This window comes from Pseudanabaena sp. SR411, from assembly GCF_002251945.1.
GTDB lineage: Bacteria > Cyanobacteriota > Cyanobacteriia > Pseudanabaenales > Pseudanabaenaceae > Pseudanabaena.
Genome location: NZ_NDHW01000034.1, coordinates 23914 through 42991 on the forward strand (window position 1 = coordinate 23914; position 19078 = coordinate 42991).

The following is a 19078-nucleotide window of genomic DNA, read 5'->3' on the forward strand; positions in this document are numbered from 1 at the left end:
ACAGATTTTTAGCTTATGAAAATTATTAGTGAGGATAGGCGGACTCCTTTCAAAAATTACTTTCTGCTTAGAGCAAATGTTGCAGATCAACTAACTAATTCAGGTGCAATTACAGATTCTTTGATTCTTGGAACAACAGCACTTGACGCTCTTGCAAAAATTTGGCTTCACGACTTTCCGAAAATTGAAAATGAGCTTATTCAGTATTATGGCGGCGGTATTTCAGAATCTATTCGTCTATCTCAATTACTCAAGCGATTTGCTAAAGATGATTCAGACGCAAGCAAAGTTGCTGTTGTTTGCTTTGCCGAGGACTGGAAGCTATTTCGTCCAGAAGACACCTCCTTTGCTAGTCAACTTCTTGATAAACGATTAAGTAATAATCCAAACGAATTCCTTCGAGCAAATGAGCTGCCGAAATCATATCTTGATTTACCTCTAAAAGAGCTTGAACTCGAATGTACTCAAATAGCTCAAAACCCTAAATTACGAAGGATTGCAGAAGAATATGAATATGGGGCTATGTTGTATAAATTTTATCGTTGCCCACTAGTACATTCTTCAAAGAACTCGGATCGAACTCATGGTTTCTCTCGTGGAGAAGAAATAATGTATTATCGATCTTATGTAGATCCCAATCGAACTACTATCGGTTTTGGCTCCAAACTGATAACACGTTGGCTAAGAATTGTAGCCACTAACTATGTTCAATTTTGTCAAGATGAGTCTGTGATTCCCGCAGAGAATTTTGATGCTGGTCTGTTACCAGAAAAAAGTCTTAAGGAACGTTGGAATAAACTGTAGAAATACTACGATCACCAAGCAATAATTATTTGGAATGGAGAAGAGTGAGAAATCCGTGTACTAGCTACAGGACGAAGACCATTGTTTAGGACTGCTTTACTAGATGAACATGAACTTGTTGTGCAGTTCACAGAAAGCGGGTTGGTTACGATTGACGAATTGTAGAGCGATCGCCGTCTCATTCAGGCAGACTGTAATGCGAATTGATCCAAGGATCTAATGTTGGATTTGTTTAATGTAGGCTTATTATGTAAAGAAGCATAAAGTATTGTAAACAAATCGTAATTTTTAAGATGCAAAATAAAGTTGTTGTCGTTGTCGGTGCAACAGGCGGAATTGGTTCGGCGCTTGTCCCGAAATTAGCATCAGCAGGCGCGAAGTTAGTTCTTGTAGCAAGAGATGTCGCCAAGCTGGAATCTCTAGTCAACAATCTCGAAGATGACTATGATATTGAGGCGATCGCAGTTCCTACAGACATTACTAAATATGAGCAAGTTGAAGGAATGGTGCAGCAGGCGATCGCGCAGTTTGGACAGATTGATGTCTTAGTAAATGCAGCAGGTGCAGGTGTGATGAAGCAATTTCTGCGTATTGAACCGCAAGAACTTGACCAGATGCTTGACCTCAATCTCAAAGGCAATTTTTATACTAGTCAAGCTGTGGCAAATGTCATGAAGGATCGCAAGATTGGACATATCTGTAATGTCATTGGCATTCTTGGCAAACATCCCATGGCGATGGCGGCGGCTTACTGTGCATCGAAATTTGGGGCGATCGGATTTAGTAAATGTATGGCTGATGAACTTCGGCGTTTGGGGATTAAGGTGACTCTATTCTATTTTGGGGGAATTGATTCACCATTCTGGGATAACGTCAGCCTGAAGGTCGATCGCAGCAAAATGCTAACAACTGAGACAGCCGCAAATGCAATCATGTTTGCTCTCTCCGCTGATCTACAATCCGTCCCAATGGAAATCAATATTCAACCTGAAAGTCATTTATTCTTTTAAGCCTTGATTTCTTTGACATGAAATGTGTCGTACAGCAATTATCGATCAAACGAACCCCAAGAGATTTTCTAAAAGTGTTGCTTTGCAACACTTTTAGAAAATCTCTTGGTTTAGAACGCAAAGCATTGTAAGTAAGCAATGATGAGATCGCATTTTTAGCGAGAAAGAAAATCTTCTTGCTAAAAATGCAATTTTTCTTCAAGCACTGTTAATGACTTCAGAACCTTAGTGAAATCTTCTAGACTGAGAGGATTACAGGTTTCACTTACTCTAGAAAGTTTTCCGCCTGTGTAAATGACTTGTCCACCTTTTTTAATTGAAGCCCAATATTGTCTTGTTTCACTTCCACGAAGTTTTCCATAGGTAATCTCGATGTCTCCCAGAGCAGTTTCAAGTTTACTTTTGCTGGGGTTCGTTATCCACACAGCCTGATATCCACTACCTACTTCGATGCAAATGTTGTTTGCATTAGCGTAAGAAATTCTATAGTAGGCAGAATCGGTTATGTCTTCAGGATTTTTCTGTCTATGAGCCTCAAAATAAGTGACATTAAAGCCTGCTGGTAAATAGGTAGGCAAAACAACCTTTATTCCTAGTTGCTTTAATTGGATTTGCTGATCCGCACTTAGTAGACTGTCTGATACCTGTGCGATCGCTTTTGGAGTTGCGTCATTTACCACTGCTTGCAAAGTTGATGTTGAATGGGCGATTGGTGAATCTATAACGACTGGATTGCTGCTGCAACCTAAAGAAAATAGGGGAATGTTTATCAAAACGGCAAGGCTGCGGAGTACAGATGGATGCATAGAATTTCTATGGGCATGATGTATAAAATAATTCTTGCAAGGTTAGGCAAAGTTTAGAAGCAAATATTCAATAAGAAATACGGTGGATTATAGTAGTGGCAATTAATGTCAGTAAGTAGTTCAGCATAAGTAAACTTAAAACCTAGAAGCTTTTTGAGTGTGGATTTCTCTCTAATTATTTTTTGTTGCAAATTGCTGAGAAGTATTTCTGTCTCACCGAAATCACGTTTAATGGTAGAAAGTGAAAGAAATCATCAAGTCTTCTTTCGATTCGACTAATTTAGAGACATTTTGGAGATCGAAATGCAAAAGCGACATCTATATATATTGTCTATATTCATTACTATCTTCTCGTTTGGCGTAGCACTCAAAGCGACAGAAGTATTTCAATCACGAACAGTGAAAATACCTAGTCCATCGGAAATGTCAAAACTGGCTGATTCTTTCAGTCCTCAAGAAATATCACAATTGGAAATCGATGATGTCTTGCGCGATCGCCTTCGCTTCGAACCTCAATGGCAAGAAATCGCTCAAGCTGTGCGCCAAGATATTATTGCTGCTAAATGGGGACGCGATCCTGTTGAAAATCCAGTTTGGGAAAAATATGGAGCTAAAGCTTATCCATTGCTGAGTTATTATGCTCGTTCCCGTGATGAAACTAGGCAAAAGTATGGTATTGAAGGTATTCGTCGCCTTGGCAAGCCCTATACAACTTTCTGGTTACGGGGACAGATTCAACGACGGATGACTTATCCCAGTTTTTACGAAATCGCTTCCTATCTGTCAGCGGCTCAGAGCAAAGACTGGGAGAAAGAATTTGGCTTAGATGATCCTCAAGTGCGTAAAGAGTTAATCAGTCTTGCCAAAGCCAATCTTGAACCGAGAAATTCGCCGCGATATTACGACCAGTTCAATCTAGATTTCTTAACTCGTTTATTGGGTTATGAAGCTGTACATGGCAAAAATTCCTATGAGAAAGGCAAGAACTTTGTCGGTCTATCCGAATGGTTAACCTACGAGCAACTACAACAACCAACAGATATCCAAGTCAAAGCGGCGATCGCTCTCTATCAGCAATTATCTAGTGATGCTCAGGAGCATATTTTAGTTGAGAGACTAGGGGCGTTGAAAGCAGGGGAAATTACACCTTTCGGGCGAGCTTTCTTCCGTGCTTTAGCGAATGACCGATCTGCTAGCGATCGCATTTGGGCGATTGCTGAACTAGATCGGCATGGAGATAGCCAAGGGACAGAACTACTCAAAAATATTTTAAATAATGATTTATCTCAGCTTCATTCCCTCTCCAAGATCGTCAGTTACGAAAATTTTGAGCGAAAGGGTGACTATGCCTATTATCTGCTGTTGGGAATGGTAGAGAAATATCCGCAATCAAAATTTGCGATCGCCTGTCGGGAATATGGCGATTTAACAGGACGCTCTTATTTCAATGCTGAGCCACGCGAGCCAGCTATCCTTGCTCGCAATGCCAAACGTACTGAGAAAGAACATCTCACTGCTTGGCAAGACTGGCTGAAGAGATATGCAGATCATTCTGGAGCCGATGATGCCAATTATTTTCTGGCGCTGAGATTGCAAGATAACAATGATATTGTCGGAGCGATGCGTCTCTGGATCAAAATTATGACGCAACCAATGGGCGATCGCGATGCTCTTTATCTCGCTTTCCCCCATGTTCGTACTCTCCTTGATGTCGGATTGTCCATCGACCAGATGCAAACCCTCTTACAAGAACCAGAAAACCAACTCCTTGCACCACTTTTACAATATGCGATCGCCATCCAATATGCGCGATCGCACAACTATGCAAAAGCTCTAGAGATATCAGCAAATGTGCAATTAGAAGCTATTCCTGATCGCATCCTTGAAGCTTATTATTATCCGCAAGGTCGGCAGAGTTGGTCATGGCAATATAATCAGGTCGAAAGTTTTAAGAGAGAAGCTCAATCATTATTGGGTGAACAAAAACTACGTTGGCAAAAGCTGCGCCAATGGCAAATCGACAATACACCTGAATCACGATATCAGATTGCTTCTGACTGGGCTGGTATCGGTGGATGGAAAAATGGTTATTTACCAATTTGGGATGGATTTCGAGCTTATTACTTGCCAACAGACTGGAATTGTGGCGAATGGTGGGTATGCGATCCATCTAAACGCAGTAATGCGGAAATTCTCGCCAAATATCAAGCTGGTAGTCAAAATGCGATCGCTCTTTCCCTCTATCAAAAATTACTTGAAGATAATCGCCTTTCAACGGCGCTGCGAGAAAAAACTCTGTACATGGTGGCAATGACACTTCTTTACCAGTGGGAAAACCACACTTTCTCAGAAACCCAACGTATCCATCCACCCGCAGGAGTGACTACTACTAAGCAATATCAACCGCAACGTAGCTATTCTTACCAAGATTACGAGCAACGTGAAAAGAATATGCGTTCTGACTATCAGCGGCGCATTGATGGCATCATCACTGAATTACAGGTGAAGTTTCCTCAGAGTCAATATATTGATGATTTGCTGTTTTCTAGCTTCTTTCTCAGCGAGCAATCTAATTATTTGCAAAGACTGGTAGATCGATATCCCAACAGTGATCGGACTAACGAAGCCAAATTCCTCCTAGGCTTAAAAAAATAAAAAATAGCAACTTTGCGGGATTCAATTTACCTTAGATAAATTAAATCCCGCAAAGTTGGTTTCTTGTAAACTTACACCCGATTTTCAAAATAGTAATACCATTCAAAAAGTTAAATACCTTGCTGGCTATGGCTTTCAATTCTCGAAAGTATAACTACACTTTCGAGAATTGGCATTATGTTGCAAGAGATGAGCAATGATAAACGTACCTCTTTCTTCTAAAAAAAATAGATAATGGTGAGAATTCTTTCTAAACTATTGCGAGTTCTCTCAAAACATGATAGAACGAAATGATGAGTTTCTTCCATCATAAGCAAAAGTATGAGGAAACAAACTAATCAAATCAATCAATCATTACTATCTCTTTGGTTTCCATAATATGACTATAGATCTACCTGTAAGTTTGCAGCCAGACGGTTTTGGTGCGTCTTTACAAGCTTTGCAAACCCATTTGCAAGGCTTCCTCTCTGAATATGAAGATAAAGTTGCCCAAGCCCGCGCTCAGCTCGCTCATGTCGAAGCACTCCTAGGAAGTTTACCTGCTGAAGCTCCTAAGGCTAAAGGTAAAAAGAAAGAAGTTGTAGCTGATGCTCCTGTTGTAGCTACTCCTGTAATTGCTGAAGTTCCACCTGCCCCCACTAAAGGTCGCAAGCCTAAAGCCGTCGCTAAGCCTGAAGCAGCTCCTGCCGCTACACCTGCTGCTAAAGGAAGAGGAAGAGGACATCGTCGTGGTTCTTTGACAACTCGTCCTGCTTACGAAGGGCTAACCCTCACAGAAGCGATCGAAAAGATTTTGAATGAACGCCAAGGTCAAGCTGTCAATGCTGATGATGTAGTCAATATCCTTTACGGTGATTTGACAGAGACTGTATTCCGAGTTGCTAAGGAGCGTGTAACCAAGAATCTATCTAAGGGCAAAGGCGAAAATAGATGGAAGCGTGTTCCTAACCAACTTGGTTACTACACACTATCTCTAGAAACCTTAAAAACAGTTCCCACCTCAACTATTAAGAGAGGTCGTGCTGCATCTGTAAAAGCTGAAGCTCCTGCTCCTAAAGCAACTAAAGCTCCTAAAGCAACTAAAACTGCTGCTAAAGCTGCTCCTGCACCTAAGGCAACCAAAGCAACTAAAGCTCCTAAGGCTCCCAAAGTTGCTCCTAAAGCTGCAAAAGCTGCTCCTAAAGTCTCCAAAAAGGCTGAAGCAGAGGCAGCTAAGTCTGCACAGCCGAAGAAGTCTGGACGGATGAGTTCTTTGGTGATGCGTCCTCTCTATCAGGGTAATACTTTAACTGATGCGATCGAGAAGGTTTTGCAAGAGCGCAAGGGTGAATTTGTCAATGCAGATAGCGTTGTCAAAGCTTTGTATGGTGATCTCTCGGTAGAAAATTTCCGCCAAGCGAAGGATCGCGTTACCAAGAACTTGTCTAAGGGTAAGCTTGATGGTAAGTGGGAGAGAGTTCCTAACCAGTTGGGTTATTACACCTTGTCAATGTCTGCTGTCAAAGCATAGTTTCTAGCCTAAGTAGCCGAACAAAAAAATAAAGACTCGCTTTGCGAGTCTTTATTTTTTTGCTTGTGTTAGGTGTAATCATGCTTTAGAATATCCAACGGGAGAGATGGCAGAGTGGTCGAATGCGTTCGACTTGAAATCGAATGTTGTGAAAGCAACCGAGGGTTCGAATCCCTCTCTCTCCGTAAATACCAAAGCAAAAAAATGGCACAGCCATTTTTTTGCTTTTAAAACCTTAAGAAAGAAGGGCTACCCATCGGGTAGCCCTTCTTTCTTGTTAATAATCCTTTTCGATTTTCACCATTACTTTATCTTCTGCGATTGGAAATATTACAGATGACTCCTGTGCAGACTGTAACTTCGACTGGCTAGGGCTAGAAGATTGAGTTTTTTTAGCATTACGCCAAGTTATAAATCTTTCCTTGAGCCAACGAAATGCTGGTGGGGTGGCAAACCATAACACTACACCACTTAAAATGATGGAACTAATCCTCACAACTCCAGAGACTAGAGTCTCTAGGGGAATCAAAGTACCAGCATAGTAGGCAACCCCTGTCGTCACTGTTCCCCAAACTAATGCACCTGTGGCATTAAAAAAGAGAAATCGGGAATAGGACATTCCTGATAACCCAGCCATTGGTCCTGCAAAAATTCGCAAGATGGCAATGAATCGCCCAAAAAAGACGGCGCGATCGGCACTACCACGAAATTTTTCACGGGCGATCGCAATTTCATCACTGGGCATCCGAAATACTTTGCCAATTTTCTCTAATGCTGGTAAGCCACCCCAACGACCTAACCAGTATCCCGCACTGTCCCCTAAAATCGCTCCTGCAACTGTACAGAGCAGAACTAATGGATAACGCAACTCACCATTGCCAGCTAAAAATCCACCAACTAGGGTGATCGTTTCGCCTGGCAAGGGGATACCTGCATTCTCAAGCATGATGCCAAAGAAGACAATCCAGTATCCATACTGCTGCGTCCATTCTTGAATAATTTCTAGCGAAAAAAACTCAAAATGCATGAGTTATGACTCAAAGTTTGATGGGTTAAATTATTTATGAAAAATTGTTACTTTTTGTATCATTATAGGCGGTTATCGCGATCGCGTATCAGTTGTTGATTATTTGTATCGCAAGCCGCTACCGACAATGCAGTCTTAATCAGGAAAGATGCGAGAGTTTACCGATCGCCTTGCTATAGGTTAATAGATATGGCGTTAACTGGACAAGCAGTAATGCATTGCTCACAGACAACACAGCGCGATCGCAGAAAGTTGAGTTGAAAGGTTTTGGGATCGAGAGTTAGGGCTTCAGTGGGGCAAACACCTGTACACAAGCCACAATCTACACATGCCGTATCGTCAATCACAATTTCGCGTCCATGTAATGAAACCTCGATATCTTGCGATCGCATCCAGTCCATCGCTTCTTCAAGCTGGTCAATATCGCCTGATAACTCTAGTACCATCTTGCCCATTTTGTTGGGGGCAACTTGGGCGCGGATGATATTGGCAGCAATATTAAAATCTTTGGCAAGCCGATAGGTGATCGGAATGCTGATTGCTCGCTTGGGAAAGGTAAGATTAACTCTTTTTTTCATAGTTGGTGTTTTTGGAAGATTCCCGCCCTAATAAATCAGCAATACATCACTTTGGATTTTGCCTACGGCAAAATCCAAAGTGATGTATTGCTGATTTATTTTTGTTTTGCGGATATATTTACACATCCGTAAAGTGTTGTATTAATTATGAAACCAATTTTGTTGTTTTTACCATCGAATCTCAATCCTGAAGCTATTGCTAATCATGTTACTCCTTTCCCAGTGAAGAATTAGAAGTTGCGGCGCAAAGCGCCGCAACTTCTAATTCTTGGGTTTTGATTCACTTGGCGACAAAGCTACCCTTCTGTTTTTAATAATAAAAAGTCAAACAGGACAAAAGCTGATAGACTTACGAAGACTTTTTTGCTTGCTGAAATGGACTGGCAGATAGGAATATGGGCAAAATATTTATTTCCGCAGGTCACGGTAGTTTTGAGGGGTCATTTCGCGATCTAAGTGAAATGACGGGTGGAACGATGGAAACTGCTGAATTAGTCGCTACAAGGGACTTGGTAATTGCCGAGCTGAGATCGCGTGGGATTATGATCGCCATACCTAGCGATGATCTGAATTTAGCTGAGGCGATCGCATGGATTAATACTCGGTCAGATCAACAAGATGTAGCTTTGTCGTTACAACTAAATATAGCCAATGCTCCTGAATTACGTGGCACAACTGCCTATTACATTACTAATAATGCGCTGCGTAAAAGACAAGCAGAAATACTCACCAATGCCTTAACTAAGCGTGTACCTGAAATCACCAATCGTGGCGCAAAAGCCGATACGATCGCCAGTATTGGCAGTTTAAGTTTTTGCCGCCAAATTTCAGTTCCTTCTATTTTGCTGGAATTAGTTTTTTCTAATAGTTCGCAAGATCGGCTGCTGATGCAAACAAGAAGGCGTGACTATGCGATCGGTATTGCCGATGGTTTGCAAGCATGGATTAATGAAACAGCCACCACAATTCCTGTATATACACTAGCCAATCGCCCAACTAATCCAAAGCCAATAACTTATCCAGAGATTAATATCAATCTTAATGGGCAGAGTTATGCCGAGAAAGGGATTCTTGTATCGGGAAATGTATTTGTACCTGCGGATTTAGTCGATCGCCTTGGCTTTGATCTTAAGCAGATTCCTCTCAATTGCCGGTTGCGTTATCAAAGTATTGTCTATGTACAGGCGATCGCCTTACGCGAGTTAAATACTTCTGTCTCTTGGGATAGCACAACGCGCACACTTCATTTGAAAACAATTTTCAAAGTTTTTACGGGGCAAATCGATCAGATCATGGGTGTGGGTAATGCTTCGGAATTACAGTTACTGATGTTTCTGAAAAATAATAATGAAGCGGCTCTTACTAACTATGGCGATCTTCCCCATTTATATCGTGAAGAAGCGGAGATTGAAGGAGTAAATCACGATATTGCTTTTTGTCAAATGTGTATTGAAACCAACTTTTTGAGATTTGGGAAAGGTATAGAGCCTGAGCAAAATAATTTTGCTAGTTTAGGAGCCGTAGCTAGTTCGGCAGCAAAGGCATCAGGTGCAAGTTTTGACGATCAGCGTACAGGTGTAAGAGCGCATATTCAGCATCTCAAGGCTTATGCCAGCAATGCTCCGCTATTTCAACCTGTAGTTGCACCCAGATTCCATTTAGTTGCGCGAGGTGTTGCCCCAATCTTAAGTCAACTCACTGGACGTTGGGCGATCGATCCTCTCTACGATCGCAAAATCCTCGCTCTCATCCGCCGCCTCTACGAATCCGCAGGTATTTTCTGATTTTTCGCAGAGGCGATCGCCTCAATCAAAGCTTTAGCTTCGACTGCTCCCTCGGATTTTTGGAATTGCCAAGGGTAGGGCATTTTACCGCTTAAAATCATACGAATACCAAGAGGGAAAATGCTGAGTAATCCTTTTAAATCTCGGAAGTTATCGCCAACAACCCGCACCCCAAATTTACTTTCATCGATCCAACCGTCTTCTTTGACTAGTTCCACCATCGTATGACGATGACGTTGAGCAGTGGATTCTGGTAGATCGGTATTAGCAAGAATTTCATGCTTAATTTGGGAAATCCGATCTAGGGGTTGCACTTCCACTGGACAGACTTCATTGCAGTTATAGCAGCGCGTGCAGTCCCAGACAAAACCTGATTCATTATATTTGGCGACTCTCTCCTCCGTCTGATCATCACGGTTGTCTGCCATGACTCGATATGCCTTTGCTAAAGCATGGGGACCCACAAAGCGATCGCTTACAGCAGCAGCATTACATTCAGAATAGCAAGAACCGCAAAGAATGCAATTAGCAGCAGCTTGGAGTTTGGCACGTTGGGCGGGAGTTTGTAGAAATTCTGTCTTACTGATTTGTCGTGATGCAGTGGAGACATAGGGATCGACTTTGTGGAGGTTATCCCAAAACTTAGTCATGTCTACGATTAAGTCTTTAATTACAGGCAGATTTTGCATCGGTTCGATCACCAGTTCCATATCATGCTCTCCCATTACTTCGCTGATATGCTTCTGACAAGCTAAGCCCGATCGCCCATTAATTCGCATCGAGCAAGATCCACAAATAGCATTACGACAATTACGCCGAAAACTAACGGAGCCATCCTGTTCGCTCTGAATCTTGATTAATGCATCTAATACTGTTGTGCGATCGGGGTCGGCTTCGATTTGAAAGGTTTGATAGGTGGGTTCGCTAGTACGCGATGTTTGGCGGCGAAGCTTGACGGTAATATTCATGGATGATATTGGCGATCGGGCTTTAGGCATCAAGTCTAACTTTAACTCAATGTTTGATTGATGGGGCTAATGATTTACAGCGCAAGGTGCTGCAAATCATTTATCGGATGTATGCAGCACCTTGCGCCGCATACATCCGATAAATCACAAAACTATTTCACGATTTGCTCATCTGTGGAGAAATCAATATCGTCGTGCTGACGATTGGAAGGAATATAGTCATACTCAAAAGATGTTTTCAAGCCAGACAGGAGATCGTACTTAGGATTCCAGTTTAGATCTTGCTGTGCCTTGGTGACGGACGCAAAGAAATGCTGCAAGCGGAAGGGGAAAGCTTTCTTTTTGCCAAAGTCAAAATCTTTGGGATTGTAATAAACAAAGTTGAGTTGACTCGGATCTTTACCTGCGGCGATCGCGCATTGTTTGGCAAGTCCGATAAAAGTCACATAGCGGGTATCGGAAATATTGTATATTTCGCCAATCGCCTTTTGATTACCCAAAACTGCTGCCATCGCGGAAGCGAGATCTTCGACATGACCAAGTTGAGTAATAAACTTGCCATTCCCTGGAATCGGAATCGGGCGATCGCGCACAATTCGATCAAAAAACCAAGCTTCCACATCGTTATAGTTTTGTGGTCCATATATATAAGTAGGACGAATGGAAGTATAGGGGAATCCTGATTCAGTGCGAACCTTTTGCAAATATGCCTCGGTGTCCAACTTGCCCTTATGTCGGCTTTTCGGATCAGTGGCATCGGCTTCGTGATAGGGCAGAATCTCGCTATCGAGATATACACCTGCGGAACTCATGTACACAAAGTGCTGAAGGCGATCGCGAAAGATTTCGACAAGGGGCTGGGTGTCACTTAGTTCCCGACCATTGTTATCAAAAATCGCATCAAAGGATTCACCACTGAGTTTGTCTTGCAATTGCTGTGAATCAGTGCGATCACCGATAATTGTTCGCAGTCCTGCAACGGGTGATGGCTTTTTACCTCGATTAAATAGAGTGACTTCATGCCCCTGAGACACCAATAATTTAACTAGCGACACACCAATAAATCTTGTGCCGCCCATTACTAAAATTTTCATTTTTAACTGATTTTCATTACATTTACTAAACCCAGAATATATCGTTTTGCGCTGTAGATTCCGCTATGACGTTAGTATTAAGTGGTGCTGTGTTGTATGGCTAATTTAGACAAATGATAGGAATTATGCGGCGACTGATAGTAATTTTCTTGATTGGGATATTGAGCTTTTTTGTTGCCATCGCAACCAATGCCCAAAATTTTGTCCCCCCCACACAACTACACCTCACCTATCCACCTCTACAACATAAGACCACCAGCGATCGCCTGTTTTTTATTGGTACGGCTCCCAAAGATGGCAAGGTCAGTATTAATGGCAATCCCATAGAACGTAGTGATGCGGGACATTTCGCTCCAAGTTTGCCGCTTGCTTTTGGAGAAAACAAGTTTGAGATTAAGTATGTCGATGCAACAGGCGATCGCCGTAATGAACGCCAAATCAATGTCAAGGTCTTACGGGAGTCCCGCATCACATTACCTCCCAAAGATATTGGGTTTATCCAAGACTCTCTATTCCCCACCGTCGATATTGCGCGACAACCCAATGAAAGAATCTGCTTTGATGCGATCGCCACGCCCAATGCCACGGCTCTAGTAAGAATAGGCGATCGCGAAATCCCCTTATTACCCCGTCGTCGCAATATCCAATTACCGCCGAATTCTTCAGTATTGACAGGCAATAACGAAGCCACCAGCGAATCGCCTTCAGGATATTTTCGCGGCTGTACTACCTTTGAAACTGCTAGTAAACTCGGTCAACCTGAGTATGAAATGCGAATAAAGGATCAATCTGGCGATCGCGTTATCAAGCAAAAAGCCACAGGTAAAGTGGAGATTCTCTCTTCCCAAAATATTCAAATTGCCGAAGTAACCGCGATCGCGGCAGATGCCAGAACTGGTGCAAGTACTGATTTCTCGCGACTCACGCCTTTGCCTAAAGGAGTCAAAGACGTAGTTACAGGGTTTCAAGGCGATTGGCTAAGGCTTGACTATGGCGGCTGGGTACGCAAGAGTATGACGAAGCTTCAACCAGCCGAAACGCCGCCGCCTTCAATTGTGCGAAGTATTAATACTAAACGAGTTGTCAATCAAGCCGATAATCCCAATAATGTATGGACAGAGGTGACAATTCCCTTAGAAGTGCCAGTACCATTCGCAATTACCCAAGGCGATCGCCTATTTACGCTGACACTCTATAATGTGACAGCTCAAACCGATACGATTTTGATCGATCCTGACTCGATTATTAATAAGTTGGACTGGGTGCAAACTGAACCCAATAAAGTTACCTATACGATTAGCCTCAAACCCAAACAGCAATGGGGATATAAAGTTCGCTATCAAGGTACAAACTTGATCTTATCCCTCAAACATCCACCGATCCTTAAAGCTGCATCAGATATTTCTCAACCACTGCAAGGCGTAAAAATTCTCATTGATGCAGGACATGGCAGTGATCAAGACCTAGGAGCGCGAGGTCCAACAGGATATCCTGAAAAAGATGTCACCCTGATCACATCAAAACTATTTCAAACTGAATTACAAAATCGTGGTGCAAAGGTGAGCATGACCCGCACTGATGATGCCGATATTCTACTAGAGCCAAGGGTTGCCCAGATTGATCGCGAAGAACCAACGCTAGCGATTAGCATTCATTACAATGCTTTGCCTGATCATGGGGATGCAATTAATACGTCAGGAGTAGGAGCCTTTTGGTACAATCCCCAAGCGCAGGATTTTGCCAAGTTTATTAATACCTACCTTTCTAAAAAGCTAAATCGTCGTGATTATGGCGTTTATTGGAATAATCTTGCCCTAGTCCGTCCCACAACTGCTCCATCAGTACTTTTGGAATTAGGTTTTATGATTAATCCTGTCGAGTTTGAATGGATTATCGATCCACAACAGCAAAATCTACTTGCTAAGACCCTTGCCGATGGCGTTACCGAATGGATTTTGAATGCTGCTAAGTGATCCCGACCAATTTTGGTCTATCTTCCATTTTGGTGAACTGATTAATGCTTATATTCCACTGATGGTATGGACGGGCGTTGGCTTAGTAGCGTCTAGATTTGTGCCAATCAATACTTCCAAATTTATGGGTATTACCCTTTACTGGGTAGGAGTGCCACTGCAACTATTTGTCCTCGCAAGACATACAGAATTTTCTGATACTCCCTATATTCCCTATGTGGCGATCGCCGCGCTGATTCTGAGTTGGCTATTGGCTTTAGTCGGTTGGCAATTTGCGAAACAGGAAGATAGCGATCGCTCTAGTTTAGGAAGCTTTATTTTGGCGACGATGCTAGGCAATACAGGATTTGTGGGCTTGACGCTGACAACTTCTCTAGCAAGTTCGACCTATGCGGATTGGGCAGTTTTATACAGTATCGCCAGTAATGTCGCTGGTAACTATGGAATTGCGGTTTTTATTGCCAGCTACTTTGGCAAAAGCGAAGTAAAGCCGCCTTGGTGGAAGTTATTGCTGGATGTTGCTACTGTACCGAGTCTCTGGGCTTTTGCGATCGGTTGGTATACGCGCCCCATCGGTTTACCTGATGTGATCGAATCGAGTCTGGATATCGGGGTATGGGTGACGATCGCCTTTGCTTTGTCTCTAGTGGGACTACGATTAGGCAAAATCGAGAAGTGGGACAGTCTTAAACCTGCGGCGATCGCTGCTTTTTTGCGTGTGGGAATTGTGCCTTTAGCGATCGGTTTGGGAGCGACAATGTTTGGACTTCGCCATGATCCGCGACTAATTCTTACTTTAATGTCGGGTACGCCCACGGGTTTGTCGGTGTTAATTCTTGCGGAAGTTTACAATCTCGATCGCGATTTACTAATTAGCACGATCGCCTTCTCTTTCATCGGACTAATTTTTATGCTACCGATTTGGATTGTCTTTTTTGGTTAAAGCATAATTGCTCTAGATTGAGCAACCACAGAGTATTTAACCTAAGTTGCTATCTATAGATTAACGCTAAGAGCAAGGACAAAGAGCATGACTTTAAGCTCAAAACCCTTGGCAGTAACAGCATGAATAGATTTAGGTAAAAGTTGGGATATCAAACTACGTCTGAGGAGATCGTAACCGAAACAACCTAATTAGCCCCAGCCGAATTGCTACTAACATTTACAACAAAATTTAGCAGTACGTCTTCCCATGAAAGTTTTTGAGGCTTGTCCAAAATTTCAACGGATTGTCCTTGACGTTAGATAGCAACATGCTTGTGTTTTGGATCGATCAACTATCCTAAAAGACAGCCATTGTCCATATATTCTTCCATTTTAGACTGTCCTTGTTTCCATGAATCGCTAGGGGACAAAAGCTCAATTAGAAATTCAGGACAGAGTGGCAAAAAACCTTTGCGTTGCTCAGGAGTAAGCGATTCCCATTTTGCGAGAGATATCCATGCAGCATCAGGTGAGCGATCGCTACCCTTCGGCAAACTAAACCCCGTTGATGAATCAAAGGTTTTACCTTGTTTGAATGAGTGGTTCCATATATAGAGTTCACCATTGAGACCAGAATTAAAACTACCAGTTTCACCACCTGTCGGGGACATAACGATTAATTCTCCTTTAGCGGTTCGCTCTAGTTTCATTTCAGGATTTGCCGCACAGATTTTTACAAACTCTTCGCGAGTCAGAGTAAGGACTGGACTGAGATCGATAGTTTGAAAGTTCATGATTTTTGCTCCTTCTCTAATCCTGAAAGACAAAATAGATACGCCATTTTGTCTTTTCAAAACCCTTACAGGGTTTAGTTATCAATTCACAAAAGTGTATATACACTTTTGTGAATTGCTCCTATTCAGCAACAAGGCGCGAAACCGAAAGCGTGTCACACAGCTTATTGATTTGACTGCAAACTCGATCAAATTGGTGGCGATCGCTAATATCAATACTTAAATCAATAATGGCTGCCTTACCTTTTTTGGTCTGTACATTGGCGCGGCGGACATTAATCTTGTTGTCGGAGAGGCGAGTCAAAATATCGCGCAATATCCCCACCCGATCAATCGCTTCTACCCGAATATCAATGGGATAGGTTTGAGCCTGATCATTTTCTTTCTGCTGATTCCAACCCACATGCAACAGGCGATCGCTAGGAATATTCGCTAAATTATGACAATCATGGCGATGGATGGTGATACCACGATTGCTACCTAATGCCACAACTCCCGTAATTGGTTCCCCTGGTAGAGGCGCACAGCAACCTGCGATCGAGTAAACCATGCCCTCCAAACCTAAAATTGGTGATTTGGAACTATTGCTATGGGTAGGTTCATGACGTGCTTCGTACTTTTGAGGATTTAAATCACGATCATGGTGCTGATGTTCACGCAGTTTATTGACTACGGCATTGACTGAAGTCTCCCCATAGCCAATACCTGCAATCAGATCTTCAACATTGTGATAGTTACATCGCTCAGCAAGCTTTTGCATCTGATCGGATTTAAGTAGTGTCTCTAAACCATTTTTACCAAGTTCACGTTCTAAGGCACTACGTCCTAGGGCAAGGTTTTCATCACGGCGCGATCGCTTAAACCATTGGCGAATCCGACTTTTTGCCGAACTTGTCGCCACAAAGTTGATCCAATCGGTACTGGGATGGGCATTATTTTGGGTGAGAATTGTGACAATATCGCCATGCTTGAGGGGACGATGCAAAGGAACCATCACATTATTGACCAATGCACCAGAGCAGTGATTACCGACTTCCGTATGCACACGATAGGCAAAATCTACAGGTGTCGCGCCACGCGGCAAACAGTACACATCCCCCTTGGGGCTAAATACATAAACTTCACTATCAAATAAATCTTCCTTGACGCTATCCAGATATTCTTGAGGATCTTTTAGTTCACGCTGCCATTCCACCAACTGACGCAGCCAAGTAAATTTCTGATCATCGCCCTTGAGTGGCTTGCTAGTCGAATTACTTTCTTTATATTTCCAATGAGCCGCAATCCCGTAATCAGCAATGTGATGCATCTCCCATGTGCGAATCTGGACTTCCACAGGTTGTCCTTTTGGTCCAATCACCGCCGTATGTAGCGATTGATAGCGGTTGGGCTTGGGTAAACCGATGTAATCTTTAAAGCGCCCCGGAATCGGACAGAAATGATCGTGAACAACCGCGAGAACTCGATAACATTCTTCTTTAGTATTGACGATCACCCTGACAGCTTGAATGTCATAAATCTCATTATACTGCTTCTTTTGGCGTTCCATCTTGCGATAAATGCCATACAAATGTTTCGGTCTACCACTAATATCAAAATCATCAATACCCATCGACTCTAGGCGATCGGCTAACACCCTCGTCACTTCCACCAATTGTTCATGGCGACTTTCATGAGTCTCGGCAACTAGAGACTCCATCATTTGATATTGTGCTGGCTCAATATATTTAAAAGCAATATCTTCGAGTTCCCATTTAATTTGCCCTAAACCCAAACGGTTTGCTAAAGGTGCAAAAATCTCTCTTGTTTCTCTAGAAATCAGAACTTGTTTCTCAGGTCGCAGATGTTGCAGCGTTCGCATGTTGTGCAGGCGATCGGCAAGCTTGACGATAATCACGCGAATGTCTTGAGCCATCGCCAGAAACATGCGGCGAAAATTTTCGGCTTGACTTTCAGTCTTACTCTCAAAACTCAGTTTCGATAACTTAGTTACCCCTTCCACCAGTTGACGAACTTCTTTCCCAAACATTTCTTCGATCTGCTCGCAGGATACATCAGTATCCTCAACAACATCATGCAGAAATCCTGCGGCGATCATTGCATTACTGCCACCTAAATCTTTGAGGATGGCGGCAACTGCGATCGGATGCAGTATGTATGGTTCCCCTGAAGCACGGCATTGACCATCATGCAGTTTATAGGCAAAATCTAAAGCTCGACCAACAATATCTTCACTCTCTAAACTTTCACCCCTTTGCGATTTCTCCCAACTACTTCTCAGCCAGTCTGGAATCCATGCATCTACGATCGCATCACATTCCTGTAAGTTTTCACAATCTATTTCCCCATCTATCGGCTTACCTAGACGTTCTACTGGAGCTTCAGCTACTAATGTCATCGGAGTCATATGTTTAATTTCGCCTTAGCAAAGATAGTTGTTAAGATTCTCATAACCTTATTTTAAACTTATATGTCAAATATGCGGTTTTGTCTCTAGAAAAACAAATTTTTCCATTTTTTTATGCATTATATAGCAAAGCAAGTTTTGCTTAGGACATAAAACCCAAGAATCGAGTGGCGGCGCGAAGCGCCGCCACTCGATTCTTGGGTTTTGGTTTGTACTAGCCAACTCTTTTTTTGCTATACAAATCAAAAGAGAGAAGATGGCGCAAAGCGCTACCTTCTCTCTTTTGAGAAAGCCTAAAAAATCATGGGTTTACTAAAACGATCAATACGTTTGCACAGCGTCAAACGATGTGTGGCACTATCCCAATGCACATGCTCAAAAATTTTGCGTAATATATAGAAGCCCCGACCGCATTCTAAGTCATGACAAGGTGTGGGATCGTCTTTTGATCCCCCAGAGGATTGCAAATCACTCCCCTGATCAGTGATCACCCACCAGTACATTTGCGAAACAATCGAAAATTTAACGGTGATTTGCTTGCATGGATCGAGAGAATTGCCGTGTTTGACGGCATTGACTAAAGCTTCTTGCAAACCCAATCGTAACTCTGGCTGCCATTCTGACGGTACTTCGTCAAGCAACAGGTCTAATACTGGGGCAAGATAGAGGGTTGAAGTAAAACTGAGATTACTCCACTTTCGTCCTACTGAACGCACAGGGGTCACAATCACGGACTTTTAACTC

The 19078-nt window shown here is 42.7% G+C and carries 14 protein-coding genes, 1 tRNA gene and 2 pseudogenes; 9 read left to right on the forward strand and 8 right to left on the reverse strand.

The window, feature by feature from the left end; genetic code table 11:
• The first annotated feature begins 15 nt into the window (after positions 1–15).
• From B9G53_RS01300 to B9G53_RS01310, 3 genes and pseudogenes are all read left to right on the forward strand, one after another.
• The gene (locus B9G53_RS01300; RefSeq protein ID WP_094528517.1) at positions 16–804 is read left to right on the forward strand and encodes a hypothetical protein; all 789 of its coding nucleotides are present in this window, start codon (positions 16–18) and stop codon (positions 802–804) included.
• 12 nt (positions 805–816) lie between these two features.
• Positions 817–969 (forward strand): annotated as a pseudogene (locus B9G53_RS28900) (clan AA aspartic protease); the annotation flags it as partial.
• A gap of 128 nt (positions 970–1097) precedes the next feature.
• Positions 1098–1814, forward strand: a complete 717-nt coding sequence (locus tag B9G53_RS01310) for an SDR family oxidoreductase (protein WP_094528518.1) — start codon at positions 1098–1100, stop codon at positions 1812–1814.
• Positions 1815–1993: 179 nt separating this feature from the next.
• Here B9G53_RS01310 and B9G53_RS01315 read toward each other — a convergent pair whose 3' ends face one another.
• Positions 1994–2620 (reverse strand): hypothetical protein, encoded by a 627-nt coding sequence (locus tag B9G53_RS01315; protein WP_094528519.1) that lies wholly within the window; start codon positions 2618–2620, stop codon positions 1994–1996.
• 303 nt (positions 2621–2923) lie between these two features.
• Between B9G53_RS01315 and B9G53_RS01320 the strand changes: the two genes are divergently transcribed.
• The 3 genes from B9G53_RS01320 (at position 2924) to B9G53_RS01330 (ending at position 6970) form a co-directional block, all read left to right on the forward strand.
• Positions 2924–5275, forward strand: coding sequence for a hypothetical protein (locus B9G53_RS01320; protein ID WP_094528520.1), 2352 nt, complete (start codon positions 2924–2926; stop codon positions 5273–5275).
• A 379-nt stretch (positions 5276–5654) separates the two neighbouring features.
• The gene (locus B9G53_RS01325) at positions 5655–6785 is read left to right on the forward strand and encodes a hypothetical protein (protein ID WP_094528521.1); all 1131 of its coding nucleotides are present in this window, start codon (positions 5655–5657) and stop codon (positions 6783–6785) included.
• Positions 6786–6885: 100 nt separating this feature from the next.
• Positions 6886–6970, forward strand: a tRNA-Ser gene (locus tag B9G53_RS01330).
• A 92-nt stretch (positions 6971–7062) separates the two neighbouring features.
• Here the strand turns inward: B9G53_RS01330 and B9G53_RS01335 are convergent.
• Both B9G53_RS01335 and B9G53_RS01340 read right to left on the reverse strand, forming a co-directional pair.
• Entirely contained in the window at positions 7063–7812 is a 750-nt protein-coding gene (locus B9G53_RS01335; protein ID WP_094528522.1) for a DedA family protein, read from the reverse strand.
• Between the two features lie 173 nt (positions 7813–7985).
• Positions 7986–8390, reverse strand: coding sequence for an NIL domain-containing protein (locus B9G53_RS01340; protein ID WP_094528523.1), 405 nt, complete (start codon positions 8388–8390; stop codon positions 7986–7988).
• A 395-nt stretch (positions 8391–8785) separates the two neighbouring features.
• Here B9G53_RS01340 and B9G53_RS01345 point away from each other — a divergent pair, with 395 nt between their 5' ends.
• Positions 8786–10174, forward strand: coding sequence for an N-acetylmuramoyl-L-alanine amidase (locus B9G53_RS01345; protein WP_094528524.1), 1389 nt, complete (start codon positions 8786–8788; stop codon positions 10172–10174).
• Here the strand turns inward: B9G53_RS01345 and B9G53_RS01350 are convergent.
• Together B9G53_RS01350 and B9G53_RS01355 are read right to left on the reverse strand one after the other, a co-directional pair.
• Entirely contained in the window at positions 10150–11142 is a 993-nt protein-coding gene (locus tag B9G53_RS01350) for a succinate dehydrogenase/fumarate reductase iron-sulfur subunit (RefSeq protein ID WP_094528525.1), read from the reverse strand. The two genes, B9G53_RS01345 and B9G53_RS01350, sit on opposite strands and share 25 nt — an antisense overlap.
• Before the next feature lie 152 nt (positions 11143–11294).
• Positions 11295–12236: an NAD-dependent epimerase/dehydratase family protein gene (locus B9G53_RS01355; RefSeq protein WP_094528526.1), complete on the reverse strand. Its 942-nt coding sequence runs from the start codon at positions 12234–12236 to the stop codon at positions 11295–11297.
• 125 nt (positions 12237–12361) lie between these two features.
• On the opposite strand from B9G53_RS01355, the gene B9G53_RS01360 reads away from it, so the two are divergent.
• Entirely contained in the window at positions 12362–14209 is a 1848-nt protein-coding gene (locus B9G53_RS01360) for an N-acetylmuramoyl-L-alanine amidase (RefSeq protein WP_094528527.1), read from the forward strand.
• Positions 14196–15152 carry an AEC family transporter gene (locus tag B9G53_RS01365; RefSeq protein WP_094528528.1) on the forward strand — a complete coding sequence of 319 codons (957 nt, stop codon included), beginning with the start codon at positions 14196–14198 and terminating at the stop codon, positions 15150–15152. The genes B9G53_RS01360 and B9G53_RS01365 overlap by 14 nt, the downstream gene beginning before the upstream one ends.
• A 187-nt stretch (positions 15153–15339) precedes the next feature.
• On the opposite strand, the pseudogene B9G53_RS01375 reads toward B9G53_RS01365, so the two are convergent.
• The 3 genes and pseudogenes from B9G53_RS01375 to B9G53_RS01385 form a co-directional block, all read right to left on the reverse strand.
• Positions 15340–15927: pseudogene (locus tag B9G53_RS01375) on the reverse strand (Uma2 family endonuclease).
• 121 nt (positions 15928–16048) lie between these two features.
• Entirely contained in the window at positions 16049–18334 is a 2286-nt protein-coding gene (locus B9G53_RS01380) for a bifunctional (p)ppGpp synthetase/guanosine-3',5'-bis(diphosphate) 3'-pyrophosphohydrolase (RefSeq protein WP_094528529.1), read from the reverse strand.
• 293 nt (positions 18335–18627) lie between these two features.
• Positions 18628–19065 (reverse strand): ATP-binding protein, encoded by a 438-nt coding sequence (locus B9G53_RS01385; protein ID WP_094528530.1) that lies wholly within the window; start codon positions 19063–19065, stop codon positions 18628–18630.
• Between the last annotated feature and the right edge of the window lie 13 nt (positions 19066–19078).

What these genes read in the sequence shown, in the direction of transcription:
- B9G53_RS01350 (WP_094528525.1), bottom strand. Translation starts at nt 11,142, where the DNA reads ATGAATATTACCGTCAAGCTTCGCCGCCAAACATCGCGTACTAGCGAA.
- B9G53_RS01345 (WP_094528524.1), top strand. Translation starts at nt 8,786, where the DNA reads ATGGGCAAAATATTTATTTCCGCAGGTCACGGTAGTTTTGAGGGGTCA.
- B9G53_RS01325 (WP_094528521.1), top strand. Translation starts at nt 5,655, where the DNA reads ATGACTATAGATCTACCTGTAAGTTTGCAGCCAGACGGTTTTGGTGCG.
- B9G53_RS01340 (WP_094528523.1), bottom strand. Translation starts at nt 8,390, where the DNA reads ATGAAAAAAAGAGTTAATCTTACCTTTCCCAAGCGAGCAATCAGCATT.
- B9G53_RS01320 (WP_094528520.1), top strand. Translation starts at nt 2,924, where the DNA reads ATGCAAAAGCGACATCTATATATATTGTCTATATTCATTACTATCTTC.
- B9G53_RS01310 (WP_094528518.1), top strand. Translation starts at nt 1,098, where the DNA reads ATGCAAAATAAAGTTGTTGTCGTTGTCGGTGCAACAGGCGGAATTGGT.
- B9G53_RS01360 (WP_094528527.1), top strand. Translation starts at nt 12,362, where the DNA reads ATGCGGCGACTGATAGTAATTTTCTTGATTGGGATATTGAGCTTTTTT.
- B9G53_RS01380 (WP_094528529.1), bottom strand. Translation starts at nt 18,334, where the DNA reads ATGACTCCGATGACATTAGTAGCTGAAGCTCCAGTAGAACGTCTAGGT.
- B9G53_RS01355 (WP_094528526.1), bottom strand. Translation starts at nt 12,236, where the DNA reads ATGAAAATTTTAGTAATGGGCGGCACAAGATTTATTGGTGTGTCGCTA.
- B9G53_RS01365 (WP_094528528.1), top strand. Translation starts at nt 14,196, where the DNA reads ATGCTGCTAAGTGATCCCGACCAATTTTGGTCTATCTTCCATTTTGGT.
- B9G53_RS01335 (WP_094528522.1), bottom strand. Translation starts at nt 7,812, where the DNA reads ATGCATTTTGAGTTTTTTTCGCTAGAAATTATTCAAGAATGGACGCAG.
- B9G53_RS01300 (WP_094528517.1), top strand. Translation starts at nt 16, where the DNA reads ATGAAAATTATTAGTGAGGATAGGCGGACTCCTTTCAAAAATTACTTT.
- B9G53_RS01315 (WP_094528519.1), bottom strand. Translation starts at nt 2,620, where the DNA reads ATGCATCCATCTGTACTCCGCAGCCTTGCCGTTTTGATAAACATTCCC.